This is a genomic window from Pseudomonas imperatae (assembly GCF_057128625.1).
The window spans coordinates 320851-335892 of sequence record NZ_JBSKHP010000003.1 but is presented as its reverse complement, the minus strand read 5'-3'; the positions used below and the strand labels follow the sequence as shown (position 1 = coordinate 335892).

Here is a 15042-nt window from a genome sequence, read left to right as displayed (position 1 = left end):
CCCCCGCGCAGTGAGCTTAGTCGTCTACCAGAATCGAGTGGCCAGTCATTTCCTCAGGCTTGGCCATGTTCAGCAGGTGCAGCATGGTCGGCGCCACGTCGGCCAGCACGCCGCCTTCGCGCACGTGGACCTTGCGCTTGCCGACGTAGATGAACGGCACAGGCTCCGTGGTGTGCGCGGTGTGTGCCTGGCCGGTGGACTCGTCTTCCATCTGCTCGCAGTTGCCGTGGTCGGCGGTGATCAGCGCTTCGCCGCCCACCTTGTCCAGGGCTTCGACGATGCGGCCCACGCAGGTGTCCAGGCATTCCACGGCCTTCACCGCGGCTTCCATGATGCCGCTGTGGCCGACCATGTCGCCGTTGGCGTAGTTGACCACGATCACGTCGAAGCGCTGGTGCTCGATGGCGTCGACGATCTTGTCGGTAACCTCGGGGGCGCTCATTTCCGGCTGCAGGTCATAGGTGGCGACCTTTGGCGACGGGATCAGGATGCGTTCTTCGCCGGGGAACGGCTCTTCGCGGCCGCCGGAGAAGAAGAAGGTCACGTGGGCGTACTTCTCGGTCTCGGCGATGCGCAGCTGGGTCTTGCCGTTGTTGGCCAGGTACTCGCCCAGCACGTTGTGCAGGCTGCCGGCGGCGAAGGCGGCCGGGGCGGGGATTTTCACCGAGTACTGGGTCAGGCCCACGAAGCCGGCCAGCTTGGGCTGGCGCTTGCGCGGGAAGTCGGCGAAGTTGTCTTCGACGAACACGCGGGTGATTTCCCGGGCGCGGTCGGCGCGGAAGTTCATGAACACCACGGCGTCGCCGTCTTCCACCTGCACCTGGTCGCCAATGCGCGTGGCCTTGACGAATTCGTCGTTCTCGCCGCGCTCGTAGGCAGCGTTGAGGCCGTCCACGGCGGTGGCGGCGGTGAATTCGCTGGTGCCGTCGACAATCAGCTCATAGGCCGCGCTGACGCGGTCCCAGCGGTTGTCGCGGTCCATGGCGAAGTAGCGGCCGATAATGGTGGCCGTGCGGCCCTTGCCCAGGCGGGCGAAGGTCTTGTCCATCAGCTCCAGCGGCGCCTCGGCGCTTTTGGGCGGGGTGTCGCGGCCGTCGAGGAAGGCGTGCAGGTAGATCTTCTCGGCGCCACGCTGGGCGGCCAGCTCGGCCATGGCCACGATGTGGTCCTGGTGGCTGTGCACGCCGCCGTCCGACAGCAGGCCCAGGATGTGCACGGCCTTGCCCGCGCCCACGGCCTTGTCCACGGCGGCGCAGATGGTCGGGTTCTCGAAGAACTCGCCGTCACGAATGGCCTTGGTCACGCGGGTGAAGTCCTGATACACCACGCGGCCGGCGCCCAGGTTCATGTGGCCGACCTCGGAGTTGCCCATCTGACCGTCGGGCAGGCCCACGTCCATGCCTGAACCGGAGATCAGGCCATTGGGCATGGTCTGGGTCAGGCGGTCCAGCGTGGGCTTCTTCGCCGAATAGACAGCATTGTATTCGTGGCTTTCGCTGTGACCGAAACCATCCAGGATGATCAGGACCAAAGGTTTAGGCGTGGTTGTCATAGATCCACTCGCGGCTATGTCAGATGGAAAAGGAGAAGCGTATTTTAGGGCATAGACGCCAAGGCTTGCGAATAACCTTCATCAATCGCACTTATGAAGCACAGACAAGGCCCTTGCGCCGGCGGTTCCGTGAAGGTTGCGCCCGGCGGGCTTTGGCCGACTTTGACGGCTGTGTATACTGGCCGACATTTTAACGCCCTGGAACCTGCTGATGGCCGATCACCTGCTTCAATTCGCCACAAATCACTATCTGCTCGTCGGCGCTTTCGCCATCCTGCTGATCATGCTGCTTGCGCTGGAAGCCAGCCGTGGCGGCAAGAGCCTGAGCCCGCGTGAACTGACTGCACTGGTCAATGCCGAGCAGGCCGTGGTCATCGACATCCGCGCCAAGAAAGACTACGCCAGCGGCCACATCGTCGGCGCCCTGAACATTCCCCAGGACAAGCTGGCCTCGCGCATGGCCGAGCTGGAAAAGCACAAGGGCAAGACCCTGATCATCGTCGACAGCCTGGGCCAGCACGCCGGTACTACCGCGCGCGAGCTGCTGAAGGCAGGCTATACCGCGGCCAAACTGTCAGGTGGTGTTTCCAGCTGGCGCGCTGACAATCTTCCACTGGTAAAGTGAAATGAGCCACGTCGTCGTCTACTCCAGCGATTGGTGCCCCTACTGCATGCGGGCCAAGGCCCTGCTGGAAAGCAAGGGCGTTGCCTTCGAAGAAATCCGCGTCGACGGCCAGCCACAAGTGCGCGCCGCCATGGCCCAGAAGGCCGGGCGCACCTCGGTCCCGCAAATCTGGATCGGCGAGCAGCACGTCGGCGGCTGTGACGACCTGTACGCACTGGAGCGCGCCGGCAAGCTCGACGCGCTGCTCAAGGCCTGAATTCAAACCACGTTACGACCTTAATGTAAGAAGGATCTGCGATGACTGATCAACCGAACAACGGCGCGGCAAACGACGAAGCCAACGCCCCGCAATTCTCCCTGCAGCGCATCTACGTGCGTGACCTGTCGTTCGAAGCGCCGAAAAGCCCGGCCATCTTCCGCCAGCAGTGGGAGCCAAGCGTTGCCCTGGACCTGAACACTCGCCAGAAGGCGCTGGAAGAAGGTTTCCACGAGGTCGTGCTGACCCTGTCGGTCACCGTCAAGAACGGCGAGGAAGTGGCCTTCATCGCTGAAGTGCAGCAGGCCGGTATCTTCCTGATCAAGAACCTGGACGACGCCTCCCTGAGCCACACCCTGGGTGCCTTCTGCCCGAACATCCTGTTCCCGTACGCGCGCGAAACCCTGGACAGCCTGGTTGTCCGTGGCTCGTTCCCGGCGCTGATGCTGGCCCCGGTCAACTTCGACGCCCTGTACGCGCAAGAGCTGCAACGCATGCAGGAAGCCGGCGACGCGCCGAAGCCTTCGCTGCAGTAAGGCTTGCCGCAACGAAAAAGCGCCCCTCGGGGCGCTTTTTTGTGGCTACAAGGTCAGGCGAAGCCCAACTGGCGCCACGCCTCGTACACCGCGATGGCCACGGTGTTCGACAGGTTCAGGCTGCGGCAGCCTTCACGCATCGGCAGGCGCAGGCGTTGGTCGCTGCCCAGCGGGTCCAGCACCTCGGGCGGCAGGCCGCGGCTTTCCGGGCCGAACAGGAAGGCGTCGCCGTCGGCGAAGCTCACCTCGTGGAACGGCTTGGAGCCCTTGGTGGTGAACGCGAACAGCCGCGGGTTGCCCAGGCTTTCCAGGCAGCTGGCAAGGTCGGCGTGGCGCTTGAGCGTGGCGTACTCGTGGTAGTCCAGGCCGGCGCGGCGCAGGCGCTTGTCATCGAGCTCGAAGCCGATCGGTTCGATCAAGTGCAGGTGGCAGCCACTGTTGGCGCACAGCCGTATAATGTTGCCTGTATTGGGCGGTATCTCTGGTTGAAAAAGGATGACGTGAAACATGCACGGCTCCGAACTGAAAGACGGGCAGCATTCTACCCCTGAACCGGACCCGCGTCCGAGCCTGTTCCCGCGGGTGATGTTCTCCTTGGCGATCATCGGCCTGATGGTGGGGCTGATGATCGGCAAGCTCACCAACCCCGAAGTGCTGGAACTGGTGAAAATCGAGCCACAACCGGCGGCGCTGGTGTTCTGGTTCACGGGCGAACCCAAGGTGCAGACCACCACGGTGGACGGGGCGCTGGTGGTGCAATTCGAGGCCCACGGCCTGACTCGCAACGGCCAGGTGGATATCAACGGCAAGAAGGCCAACTGGCGCACCCAGCCAGGCGAGAACGGCCTGTTGTTGAACGTGGTGGCGGCGCGGCCCTTGCACGGTGATATCAGTGGGGAAGAAGAGGATGGGCGCTGGAGGCTGAAGCTCAGCCTCCGGGAGGAATAAAAGAGGGAATCCCCGGCCTGCCTGTACCAAGGTCCCCAAAACGGGAGGGGTGCGCAACGCTCGTCGAGTGCTGCGCGCCCCGTTGTAAAGAAGGGGAATCCCCGGCCTGCCTGTACCAAGGTCCCCAAAACGGGTGTGGGACCGCAACCCTCGTCGAGTGCTGCGCGTCCCGGCTGTAAAGAAGGGTTCCCCGGCCTGCCTGTACCAAGGACCCCAAAACTGGGCGTGTGTTTCTGTTCCTGCACTTACTACATTGCAGAGCGCGTGCCAGCTTTTGAAAAAATGCGCTCATGATGTTGCGAATTTGTGATCCGACGGCCGCAAGCCTTGTATTTCGCGGGTTTGGCGATGAATGGCAATTTTTGCCGAGGTATTTTTCAGGCCATTTTTGCTGGATCCAAGGGCAAAAACGCCTTGCGGCGGTGCACGCCAGGGCCACCATGCACAACCCCGTAGCAGCTGCCGAAGGCTGCGTCCGGGCGCAATACCGGGTTGGCTGGGGACGCCGCCTTCGGCAGCTGCTACGGGTAAAAAAAAACCGCCAGGGTCGCTGGCGGTTTTTTTTGGTGTAACGGGGTGGGTCAGGCGTCGTCGCCTTCGTCTTCGTCGCCGCCATCCACCTTCATGCCCAGTTCCTTGATCTTGCGGGTCAAGGTGTTGCGGCCCCAGCCCAGCAGCACGGCGGCGTCGCGGCGGCGGCCGGCGGTGTGCTTGAGGGCGGTCTCGATCATGATGCGCTCGAAGCTCGGCACGGCGCTGTCCAGCAGGCTGGACTGGCCACGGGCCAGGGCCTGGTCGGCCCATTGGCGCAGGGCCTGCTCCCAGTTGGTCACCGGCGCTGCGTCCTGCGGCAGGCTCAGCAGCTCGGGTGGCAGGTCGCCGATGTGCACTTCACGGCCCGAGGCCATCACGGTGATCCAGCGGCAGGTGTTCTCCAGCTGGCGCACGTTGCCGGGCCACGGCAGGTTCTTCAGGTATTCCTCGGTCTCGGCCTTCAGCAGCTTGGGCTCCACGGCCAGCTCCTGGGCGGCGCGGCTGAGGAAGTGCTTGGCCAGGGTCGGGATGTCTTCACGGCGGTCCGACAGGCGCGGAATGTGGATGCGGATCACATTCAGGCGGTGGAACAAGTCCTCGCGGAACTTGCCGGCGTGCACCAGGGTTTCCAGGTTCTGGTGGGTGGCGGCGATGATGCGCACGTCGACCTTCACCGGGGTGTGGCCGCCCACGCGGTAGAACTCGCCGTCGGCCAGCACGCGCAGCAGGCGGGTCTGGGTGTCGGCCGGCATGTCGCCGATCTCGTCGAGGAACAGCGTGCCGCCGTCGGCCTGCTCGAAGCGGCCGCGGCGCAGGTTGGCAGCACCGGTGAACGCGCCTTTCTCATGGCCGAACAGCTCGGACTCCATCAGGTCCTTGGGAATGGCGGCCATGTTCAGGGCAATGAACGGCGACGCCGCGCGCGGGCTGTGACGGTGCAGGGCGTGGGCGACCAGCTCTTTACCGGTACCCGACTCACCGTTGATCAGCACGGTGATGTTGGAATGGCTGAGGCGGCCGATGGCGCGGAAGACTTCCTGCATGGCCGGCGCTTCGCCGATGATTTCCGGCGTGCGGGTCAGCGTCGGCACTTCGGTCAGGCCTTGTTGCTCCTGGGCGTGCTGGTTGGCGCGCTTGACCAGGGCCACGGCCTCGTCCACGTCGAACGGCTTGGGCAGGTATTCGAACGCACCGCCCTGGTACGACGCCACGGCGCTGTCCAGGTCCGAATGGGCGGTCATGATGATGACCGGCAGGCGCGGGTGCGATTCGCGGATGCGCGCCAGCAGGTCCAGGCCACTGGCGCCGGGCATGCGGATGTCGGAGATGATCACGTCCGGCTGCTGGCGGGCCAGGCGGCTCATGACGCCATCGGCACTGTCGAAGCTCTGGGTGGTCATGCCTTCCTGCTGCAAGGCCTTTTCCAGCACCCAACGGATGGAACGGTCGTCATCGACGATCCAGACAGTTTCACTACGACTCATGACGAAGCGGCTCCTTGTTCCAGCGGCAGGAAGATCGAGAAAGTGGTGTGGCCGGGGTGGCTTTCACACTCGATCAGCCCCTGGTGCTGGCTGATGATGTTCTGGGTAATGGCAAGGCCAAGGCCTGTACCGTCCGGGCGCCCGCTGACCATCGGGTAGAAGATGGTCTCCTGGAGCTCGGCCGGTATACCGGGTCCGTTGTCGGTAATTTCGATTTTGGTCACCAGCCGGTGGCGGGTGTGGCCAATGGTGAACTGGCGCATGGTGCGCGTGCGCAGGCTGATGCGGCCCAGGCGCAACTCGTTCTGGCCGCTGATGGCCTGCATGGCGTTGCGCACGATATTGAGCACGGCCTGGATCATCTGCTCGCGGTCGATCAATACGTCGGGAATGCTGGGGTCGTAGTCGCGCACCAGGGTGATGCCGCCCTGGGCTTCTGCTTCCACCAGGCTGGACACGCGCTCCAGCACCTCGTGCACGTTGGTCATGGCCAGCGACGGCAGCTTGTTGGAACCGAGCATGCGGTCCACCAGGTTGCGCAGGCGGTCGGCCTCTTCAATGATGACATTGGTGTAGTCCTTCAGGCTCTCCTCGGGCAGCTCCCGGGCCAGCAGCTGCGCGGCGCCACGGATGCCGCCCAGCGGGTTCTTGATCTCGTGGGCCAGGCCGCGCACCAGCATCTTGGTGGTTTCCTGCTTGGACAGCTGGGCCTCTTCCTTGGTGATGCGCAGCAGCCGGTCACGGGGGTGCACTTCGAGCAGCAGCAGGGTCTGGCCGTTGTTGAGAATCGGCGTTACCGCGTAGTCCACGGTCAGGGTCTGGCCGGTGAGCGCGGTGAGCATGGCCTCGCGCTTGGTGAACGGGTGGGCCTGTTCCACGGCCTGGCGCAGGGAGTTGAGGGCCTCGGCCGACTCGGTGAACAGCTCGCTGATGAACTGCCCATGGCTGCGCTGGCCGCTGATGGCCAGGAGCATTTCCGCGGCCGGGTTCATGTACTCCAGGCGCAGCTCGGCGTTGAGCAGGATGGTGGCAGTGGTCAGGTTGTCCAGAAGCAGTCGGTGCAGTGCATCACTGATGGTCATTAGCTGTCGTTGACCTCTTTTGGCCCATTGCCGCAGGAGCGCGGGTCCTTGGCGGCGCGGGCTGGTAATCCGCTGATACACCTTAAAATGCAAGAACTAAACCAAAGCTCCGAAAAGAAGCGCGGCCGGCGGAAAATGGCGCTTTCACTGCTCATTAAATGACGCAGCGGGCAGGGTCTCGTTCAGGATTGACCCAAAATGGGATGTTCGTCCGACTTTACCGGTTCTATTCGCACCAAAATAGAGCGGATGCGGAAACTATAGCGGCTGGATGTGTCATTCGCTGTCTTCGTCGTCGGCGGGCTTGTCGGCGAGCGGGCATTCGGGGCGCACGCCGTAGTCCTCGGTCTTGCAGGGGTTGTTGCGGCGCTTCTGGATCAGCGAGATGCGTTGCATGTGGAACGGCTGGGCCGGGGTGCGTTCGATCACGGTTTCATGGTTGTCGATGATCTCCGCTGCAAGCTGGTGCGTGCCGCGGTCGACGTTCTTCAGCGCGAACACCGGGCTTACCGCGGGGCCGGCGACCACGTTGCCGTCCATCAGCAGGCGGTAGCCGTGGTTAGCCATCAGCGGCGGGTCGCTGGTGATGGTCACGATCATGTTGCCGGAAGCGTCATGGATGCTGGCGTCCGGTTCCGGAATGAGGATACGCAGCATGTCGTAGTGGCTCACGGGCTGCTTCCTGGCCAGCTTGCGCGCCGGGGTGGGCAGCACCGGGGTGGCGCTCATGCTGTTGCTGGGCCGCACGTCCACCACGGTGGCGTTGGCGTGGGGCTTGTCGGTGTAGACGCGGTTACCCTGGGCATCGATATAGGTGTAGACCTGGGCCATGGCCGATGCGCTCAGCACCAGCAATGCAAGGCCCGACAGCAGGCGGTTCATGGGCGTTTTCCGGCGGGTGGCAGGTGGTAGCGCTGCAGGGTGAAGGTGACCGTGGGGCTTTGCTGCACCACCTTGTCATTGAACAGCACTTGCACGGCCAGGCTGTGGTCGCCGCGGTCGATGTTCACCAGTTGCAGGCGTGGCACGTTGGTGGGCTGGCCGTAGGGCTGGTCGTCGAGCAGCAGGCGCAAGCGGTGGATGTCGCGCAGGCGCGGGTCGATCAGCACGCCCACGGTGAAGGTGCCGTTGTTGGCGCGCAGCGCTTCGTCGCTGGGGATGTCGGTGAGCTGCAAGGTGTTGTAGGCCTGCTGGGGCTGGTTGCTGCGAGGGCTGCGCGGCACCGGCACCATGGGCGCAATGGGGGCCTGCGGTTCCACGCTGTTGAGCGGTGGCAGTTCCACGGTCTGCGAGCGGGTGCCGTCGGGCGGCTGGTTGGAGTAGGCGGTGTTGCCTTCGGCGTCGGTGTATTTGTAGATCTGCGCGAAAGCGGGCAACGCCATCAGCATCAGTACCCAGATAAGGCATGAGCGCATGAACGCATCCTGTCGGTTCATGGAAGGAACGGCCTCGCGGCCCAGGTGCCAGCATAGAACAGAATGGCCGACGGATGGTTTCGGCTTTGTAGCAACGTGCCGGGTTCACGTAGCAGCTGCCGAAGGCTGCGTCCGAGGGCGCTGGGGTTTGCCTGTCATCCAGCGGTGCCTGTGACGCGGCCTGCGGCCGCTGCTACGGGCGCGTCAGGAAGGGCTGGCGCACAACTCGCCGGTGGCCCGCACCAGCGCCGTGCGCTGCAGCGCATCAGCCTTGCGCGCTTCGATGGCACTGGCCACCCAGCGTGGGCATTGCGGGTCGCTGCGCGCCGGCGCGAACGCCGCCAGGCGCTCCAGCAGCTGCTTCTGCAGCACGTCCAGCTGCGGGCGGATCTCCTTGGCCAGGTCTACCCGTGGCGTATCAGGCGCGGCGCCCTTGGCGTTCCACTGGGTCAGCAGGCCGTACTGCACCAGCTTGTTGGCCTCGATCTGCGCGGCGAAGAACTGTTCGGCCAGGGCGCCATCCACCTTGTACTCGGCGGCCAGCTTGCCAGCGCCGGCGATCACGTCGCGCTCGCGCGGGGCGTCGAGCACCGGCTTGTGGTTGTCCCATTTGGTCAGGGCGACCTTGGGGGCGATGTCCAGGCGTTGTTGCACGCTGTCCAGCAGCGGCGCGAGGGTGGCGGGCGGCGCGGCGAAGGCAGCGCTGGAGAACAGGGTGGCGGCGAGCAGCAGGGTTCTACGCATTGTCGTACTCATGTTGTTATTGGTGACGAACGGCAGCGGATGATTCTAACAGCCAATCCTATTGGGCAAGTGGCATGCCTGGGCTGCCGGCGTAGAAAACGATCAATTCTGCTGGCAGCGCACCGGTACGGCCGCGGTGCTGGGTGCCGATCAACTCGGCCATCGCATCACCTGGCCGGACGGTTACCGTCTTGCCGGTGTCCTGGGTTTCGACGATCAGCTCGCCGGACAGCAGGTAACCTGCGTTAGGCATGGCATGGCTGTGCCAATCCAGCACAGTATTGGCGGGGATGCGCAGCTTGAGCAGGGTCAGTTCTGGCTTGCCCTGGGGATAGGCCTGGTAAGGTGTACCGTCCCAGGACGTGGTGCTTTGCAGCAGGATCTGTTTTTCCACCGCCATGCCCAGGGTGGGTAGGCAGGCGAGGGCGGCGATCAGCAGGTGTCTCGGTTTCATGAGGGTTTGCCTTGCGCGAAAGGAGAGGTGAAGCCTATCGGCGGGGCGTGATCGAGAATGTCGGCAGGAGGCGGATTGAGATGAAGGATGAGTAGCAAGACGGTGTAGGACATGGCTCTGCAGCAGGCATAAAAAAGGCCTCCCGAAGGAGGCCTTTTTCAAATCACGCGGCTTGCGCCAACGTCACCGGATTAGCAGCTGTAGTACAGCTCGTATTCCAGTGGGTGCACGAAGGTGCGCACCTTGATTTCCTCTTCGCTTTTCAGGGCGATGTAAGCGTCGATGAAGTCGTCGCTGAAAACGCCGCCTTTGGTCAGGAACGCACGACCTTTGTCCAGCTCTTCCAGGGCTTCTTTCAGGCTGCCGCAAACTTGTGGGATCTCTTTCGCCTCTTCAGGCGGCAGGTCGTACAGGTTTTTGTCAGCGGCGTCGCCAGGGTGGATCTTGTTCTGGATACCGTCCAGGCCGGCCATCAGCAGTGCTGCGAAGGCCAGGTATGGGTTGGCAGCCGGATCCGGGAAGCGTGCTTCGATACGACGGCCGCGCGGGCTGTTGACGTAAGGAATACGGATCGAAGCCGAACGGTTGCGAGCCGAGTAGGCCAGCATTACTGGAGCTTCGAAGCCTGGGACCAGACGCTTGTACGAGTTGGTCGCCGGGTTGGTGAAGCCGTTCAGGGCCTTACCGTGCTTGATGATACCGCCGATGAAGTACAGGGCGGTGTCGGACAGGCCGGCATAGCCTTCGCCAGCGAAGGTGTTCTTGCCATCTTTGGCGATGGACATGTGTACGTGCATACCCGAGCCGTTGTCGCCGTACAGTGGCTTAGGCATGAAGGTAGCGGTACGGCCGTAAGCGTCGGCAACGTTGTGCACAACGTACTTCAGGGTCTGGACTTCGTCGGCCTTCTTCACCAGGGTGTTGAACTTGACGCCGATTTCGTTCTGGCCAGCAGTTGCCACTTCGTGGTGGTGAACTTCAACGACCTGGCCCATCTCTTCCAGTGCGTTGCACATGGCGGTACGGATTTCGTGGTCGTGGTCGAACGGAGGAACTGGGAAGTAGCCGCCTTTCACGCCTGGACGGTGGCCCTTGTTGCCGCCTTCCACGTCCTGGTCGGACATCCACGAACCTTGTTCCGAGTAGATCTTGAACATGGAACCGGAGATGTCGGACTTGAACTTCACTTCGTCGAAGATGAAGAACTCTGGCTCTGGGCCGGCGAACACGGTGTCACCGATACCGGTCGACTTCAGGTATTCTTCGGCGCGGTGGGCGATGGCGCGCGGGTCGCGATCGTAGCCTTGCATGGTCGAAGGTTCGATGATGTCGCAGACCAGGATCAGGGTCGGCTCTTCGGTGAACGGGTCCAGGACGGCAGTTTCGTCGTCCGGCAGCAGGATCATGTCGGAGGCTTCGATGCCTTTCCAGCCAGCGATGGAGGAACCGTCGAACATCTTGCCGACTTCGAAGAAGTCGTCTTCCAGCGCGTCACGGGCTGGCATGGTGACGTGGTGCTGGGTGCCCTTGGTGTCCGTGAAGCGCAGATCAATCCACTTGACGTCATGATCTTTGATGAGTTGAACCGACTTCGACATGTTGTCCTCCGGGGTGAATAAGGGCTGGTAGTGGTTAGCCCTGTAATTTGGGTGATGCCGGGCGCGAATAGTCTGCCAAGGCAACCTGCCTCACAAGGGAGCAATTTGCATGCCAGTGCCCCGAGATGGGTTTTTTGCCCCAAACCCAAGCATTTCGGCCTGTTTTCGGCAAAATGCGCCGATTTGCCGCACTGTTTTGAAGCGCTAGCAATCCTTAAGGCACCATAAAGGTGCACTGAAAACCTTCTGTACGATAACTGGTTAAAAGCTGAGCAATTTCCGCTATAATCCTGCCCCCCCTTTTTCGGCTGGCACCTCGCGCGCTGTTTTTCATGAAACTAATCGTAAAAGTCTTCCCAGAAATCACCATCAAGAGCCGGCCCGTTCGGAAGAACTTCATTCGCCAGCTCGCCAAGAACATCCGCGTCGTGCTCCGTGAACTGGACCCGAAGCTGGTGGTGGATGGCGTGTGGGACAACCTCACCGTTGTCACCCGCATCGAAGATGCGAAAATCCAGCGCGAGATGATCGAGCGCCTCAAGTGCGTGCCCGGTATCACCCATTTCCTCCAGGTGGATGAATACCCACTGGGCGACATGGACGACCTGGTCGCCCAGTGCAAGCAGCACTTCGGCCACCTGCTGGCGGGCAAGATGTTCGCCGTGCGCTGCAAGCGCGCCGGCAAGCACACCTTCAGTTCCATGGATGTGGACCGTTACGTTGGCAGCCAATTGCGCCAGCAGTGCGGCGCCGCCGGCATCGAGCTGCGCACCCCGGACGTGGAAGTGCGCCTGGAGATCCGCGACAAGCGCGTGTTCATCATCCACAGCCAGCACCAGGGCATCGGCGGCTACCCGCTGGGCTCGCTGGAGCAGACCTTGGTACTGATGTCCGGTGGCTTCGACTCCACCGTGGCCGCCTACCAGATGATGCGCCGCGGCCTGATGACCCACTTCTGCTTCTTCAACCTGGGCGGCCGTGCCCACGAGCTGGGCGTGATGGAAGTCGCGCACTTCCTGTGGAAAAAATACGGTAGCTCCCAGCGCGTGCTGTTCATCAGCATCCCGTTCGAGGAAGTGGTGGGCGAGCTGTTGGGCAAGGTCGACAACAGCCACATGGGCGTGATTCTCAAGCGCATGATGCTGCGCGCCGCCAGCCGCATGGCCGATCGTCTGCAAATTGATGCCCTGGTAACCGGCGAGGCCATCTCGCAAGTGTCGAGCCAGACGCTTCCGAACCTCTCGGTGATCAGTGCGGCAACCGACAAGCTGCTGCTGCGTCCATTGCTTGCCAGCCATAAGCAGGACATCATTGACCAGGCCAACGAAATCGGCACCGCCGACTTCGCCAAGCACATGCCTGAATATTGCGGGGTGATTTCGGTCAACCCCACCACCAAGGCCAAGCCCCACCGCGTCGCCTATGAAGAACAGCAGTTCGACATGGCCGTGCTGGAGCGGGCCCTGGAACGCGCCAAGCTCGTTTCCATCGACAATGTGATCGATGAATTGGGCCAGGACATCGAAATCGAGGAAGTCGCCCAGGCCCTGGCCGGGCAGGTGATCATCGACATTCGGCATCCGGACGCCCAGGAAGACGAGCCCCTTGAACTCGAAGGCATCGAGGTCAAGGCACTGCCGTTCTATGCACTGAACAGCCGTTTCAAGGAACTGGACCCCACCCGTCAGTACCTGCTGTATTGCGACAAAGGCGTGATGAGTCGCCTGCATGCCCACCACTTGCTCAGTGAGGGACATGCCAATGTGCGCGTTTATCGACCGAGCTAAGCGCCCGGGGCTGTTTGCCTGTGGCCTGCGTCACCGGCCCCCCGACGCCACCGTAAAGCTGTAACGGCTTTGCGGGACTCTAAGTCAAATCGCTGTCACAACCTGTCAGCACACCGAATCCTCTGATCGAGATACACAAGTGATCGAAAATCTACGTAACATCGCCATCATCGCTCACGTTGACCATGGTAAAACCACCCTGGTAGACAAACTGCTGCGTCAATCGGGCACCCTGGAGCGCAACGAGCTCAACGACGAGCGCGTGATGGACTCCAACGACCAGGAGAAAGAGCGCGGTATTACCATTCTGGCGAAGAACACCGCCATCAACTGGAATGGCTACCACATCAACATCGTCGACACCCCCGGCCACGCCGACTTCGGCGGTGAAGTAGAACGCGTTATGTCGATGGTCGACTCCGTTCTGCTGCTGGTTGACGCTCAAGACGGCCCTATGCCGCAAACTCGCTTCGTGACCAAGAAGGCCTTCGAAGCCGGTCTGAAGCCGATCGTCGTGATCAACAAGATCGACCGTCCGGGCGCGCGTCCTGATTGGGTTCTGGACCAGATCTTCGATCTGTTCGACAACCTGGGTGCCACCGACGAACAGCTGGACTTCAAAGTCGTCTACGCCTCGGCCATCAACGGCATCGCCGGCCTGGACCACACCGACATGGCCGAAGACATGACCCCGCTGTACCAGGCGGTCGTGGATCACGTGCCAGCTCCAGCCGTTGACCGTGACGGCGCGTTCCAGATGCAGATCTCGGCTCTGGACTACAACAGCTTCCTGGGCGTCATCGGTGTTGGCCGTATCGCTCGCGGTCGCGTCAAGCCTAACACCCCGGTTGTGGCTATCAGCGCCGACGGCAAGCGCCGCAACGGTCGTATCCTGAAGCTGATGGGTCACCACGGCCTGCACCGCATCGACGTAGAAGAAGCCGCTGCCGGCGACATCGTCTGCATCAGCGGTTTCGACGAGCTGTTCATCTCCGACACCCTGTGCGACCCACTGACCGTCGAAGCCATGAAGCCGCTGACCGTCGACGAGCCAACCGTTTCCATGACCTTCCAGGTAAACGACTCGCCATTCTGCGGTAAAGAAGGCAAGTTCGTGACCTCGCGTAACATCAAGGACCGTCTGGACAAAGAGCTGCTGTACAACGTTGCACTGCGCGTTGAAGAAGGCGACTCGGCTGACAAGTTCAAGGTGTCGGGCCGTGGTGAGCTGCACCTGTCGGTACTGATCGAAACCATGCGTCGCGAAGGCTTCGAGCTGGCCCTGGGCCGTCCGGAAGTGATCATTCGTGAAGTCGACGGCGTCAAGCAAGAGCCGTTCGAAAACGTGACCATCGACATCCCTGAAGAAGCTCAGGGCAAGGTCATGGAAGAGATGGGCCTGCGTAAAGGCGACCTGACCAACATGGTGCCGGATGGCAAGGGCCGTGTTCGTCTGGAATACAACATCCCTGCTCGCGGCCTGATTGGTTTCCGTAACCAGTTCCTGACCCTGACCAACGGTGCTGGCATCCTGACCTCGATCTTCGACCGTTACGACACCGTCAAGTCGGGCCACATGTCCGGCCGTTCGAACGGCGTTCTGGTTTCGGTTGAAACCGGCAAGGCTCTGACCTACTCGCTGGAAACCCTGCAGGCTCGTGGCAAGCTGTTCGTGGAACACGGCCAGGAGATCTACAACGGTCAAATCGTCGGCCAGAACAGCCGCGACAACGACCTGGGCGTGAACCCTACCAAGGGCAAGAAGCTCGACAACATGCGTGCTTCGGGTAAAGACGAAACCATCGCCCTGGTTCCACCTGTTCGCTTCACCCTGGAACAGGCCCTGGAATACATCCAGGAAGACGAGCTGTGCGAAGTCACTCCTAAGTCCATCCGTCTTCGCAAGAAGATCCTGGACGAAAGCGAGCGTACCCGCGCTGCCAAGAAAGCCAAGGCTTGATCTAGCTTTCGCTGAATGAAAAACGCCCCCGGTCGAAAGGCCGGGGGCGTTTTTTTATGTCTTTACA

General features: G+C 62.1%; 15 protein-coding genes. 6 read left to right on the top strand and 9 right to left on the bottom strand.

Annotated elements, in window-relative coordinates; genetic code table 11:
• Nucleotides 1-16: 16 nt before the first annotated feature.
• Complete coding sequence (gene gpmI, locus ACWKWX_RS06155) at nt 17-1552, bottom strand: 2,3-bisphosphoglycerate-independent phosphoglycerate mutase (RefSeq protein WP_473005126.1); 1536 nt, start codon at nt 1550-1552, stop codon at nt 17-19.
• A gap of 211 nt (nt 1553-1763) precedes the next feature.
• Between gpmI and ACWKWX_RS06150 the strand changes: the two genes are divergently transcribed.
• From ACWKWX_RS06150 to secB, 3 genes are read left to right on the top strand one after another with little or no spacing between them, the layout of a single operon-like run.
• Entirely contained in the window at nt 1764-2177 is a 414-nt protein-coding gene (locus ACWKWX_RS06150) for a rhodanese-like domain-containing protein (RefSeq protein WP_416421993.1), read from the top strand.
• A gap of 1 nt (nt 2178) precedes the next feature.
• A complete protein-coding gene (gene grxC, locus ACWKWX_RS06145) occupies nt 2179-2433 on the top strand; it encodes a glutaredoxin 3 (RefSeq protein WP_416421994.1) in 255 nt (84 codons plus the stop codon).
• A 41-nt stretch (nt 2434-2474) separates the two neighbouring features.
• Nucleotides 2475-2969 (top strand): protein-export chaperone SecB, encoded by a 495-nt coding sequence (gene secB, locus ACWKWX_RS06140; protein ID WP_416421995.1) that lies wholly within the window; start codon nt 2475-2477, stop codon nt 2967-2969.
• Between the two features lie 53 nt (nt 2970-3022).
• Here the strand turns inward: secB and trmL are convergent, their stop codons facing one another.
• Entirely contained in the window at nt 3023-3478 is a 456-nt protein-coding gene (gene trmL, locus ACWKWX_RS06135) for a tRNA (uridine(34)/cytosine(34)/5-carboxymethylaminomethyluridine(34)-2'-O)-methyltransferase TrmL (RefSeq protein WP_008367899.1), read from the bottom strand.
• Here trmL and ACWKWX_RS06130 point away from each other — a divergent pair.
• The gene (locus ACWKWX_RS06130) at nt 3477-3917 is read left to right on the top strand and encodes a hypothetical protein (protein WP_416421996.1); all 441 of its coding nucleotides are present in this window, start codon (nt 3477-3479) and stop codon (nt 3915-3917) included. The two genes, trmL and ACWKWX_RS06130, sit on opposite strands and share 2 nt — an antisense overlap.
• 581 nt (nt 3918-4498) lie before the next feature.
• Here the strand turns inward: ACWKWX_RS06130 and ntrC are convergent.
• The 7 genes from ntrC to glnA form a co-directional block, all read right to left on the bottom strand.
• On the bottom strand, nt 4499-5935 hold the full coding sequence (gene ntrC / locus ACWKWX_RS06125) for a nitrogen regulation protein NR(I) (protein ID WP_416421997.1): 1437 nt from the start codon (nt 5933-5935) through the stop codon (nt 4499-4501).
• On the bottom strand, nt 5932-7017 hold the full coding sequence (gene glnL, locus ACWKWX_RS06120; RefSeq protein ID WP_416421998.1) for a nitrogen regulation protein NR(II): 1086 nt from the start codon (nt 7015-7017) through the stop codon (nt 5932-5934). Before glnL ends, ntrC begins: the two co-directional genes overlap by 4 nt.
• A gap of 276 nt (nt 7018-7293) precedes the next feature.
• A complete protein-coding gene (locus ACWKWX_RS06115; protein ID WP_416421999.1) occupies nt 7294-7899 on the bottom strand; it encodes a DUF4124 domain-containing protein in 606 nt (201 codons plus the stop codon).
• Nucleotides 7896-8432, bottom strand: a complete 537-nt coding sequence (locus tag ACWKWX_RS06110) for a DUF4124 domain-containing protein (RefSeq protein ID WP_473005127.1) — start codon at nt 8430-8432, stop codon at nt 7896-7898. Before ACWKWX_RS06110 ends, ACWKWX_RS06115 begins: the two co-directional genes overlap by 4 nt.
• Before the next feature lie 204 nt (nt 8433-8636).
• Nucleotides 8637-9176 (bottom strand): chorismate mutase, encoded by a 540-nt coding sequence (locus ACWKWX_RS06105; protein WP_483827225.1) that lies wholly within the window; start codon nt 9174-9176, stop codon nt 8637-8639.
• A 58-nt stretch (nt 9177-9234) separates the two neighbouring features.
• A complete protein-coding gene (locus ACWKWX_RS06100) occupies nt 9235-9630 on the bottom strand; it encodes a cupin domain-containing protein (protein ID WP_483827224.1) in 396 nt (131 codons plus the stop codon).
• A gap of 191 nt (nt 9631-9821) precedes the next feature.
• Nucleotides 9822-11228, bottom strand: coding sequence for a glutamate--ammonia ligase (gene glnA / locus ACWKWX_RS06095; RefSeq protein ID WP_416422002.1), 1407 nt, complete (start codon nt 11226-11228; stop codon nt 9822-9824).
• Nucleotides 11229-11560: 332 nt separating this feature from the next.
• Here glnA and thiI point away from each other — a divergent pair, with 332 nt between their 5' ends.
• Nucleotides 11561-13015 carry a tRNA uracil 4-sulfurtransferase ThiI gene (gene thiI, locus ACWKWX_RS06090; RefSeq protein WP_416422003.1) on the top strand — a complete coding sequence of 485 codons (1455 nt, stop codon included), beginning with the start codon at nt 11561-11563 and terminating at the stop codon, nt 13013-13015.
• A gap of 139 nt (nt 13016-13154) precedes the next feature.
• Entirely contained in the window at nt 13155-14975 is a 1821-nt protein-coding gene (gene typA, locus ACWKWX_RS06085; protein ID WP_027979873.1) for a translational GTPase TypA, read from the top strand.
• The last annotated feature ends 67 nt before the right edge of the window (nt 14976-15042 follow it).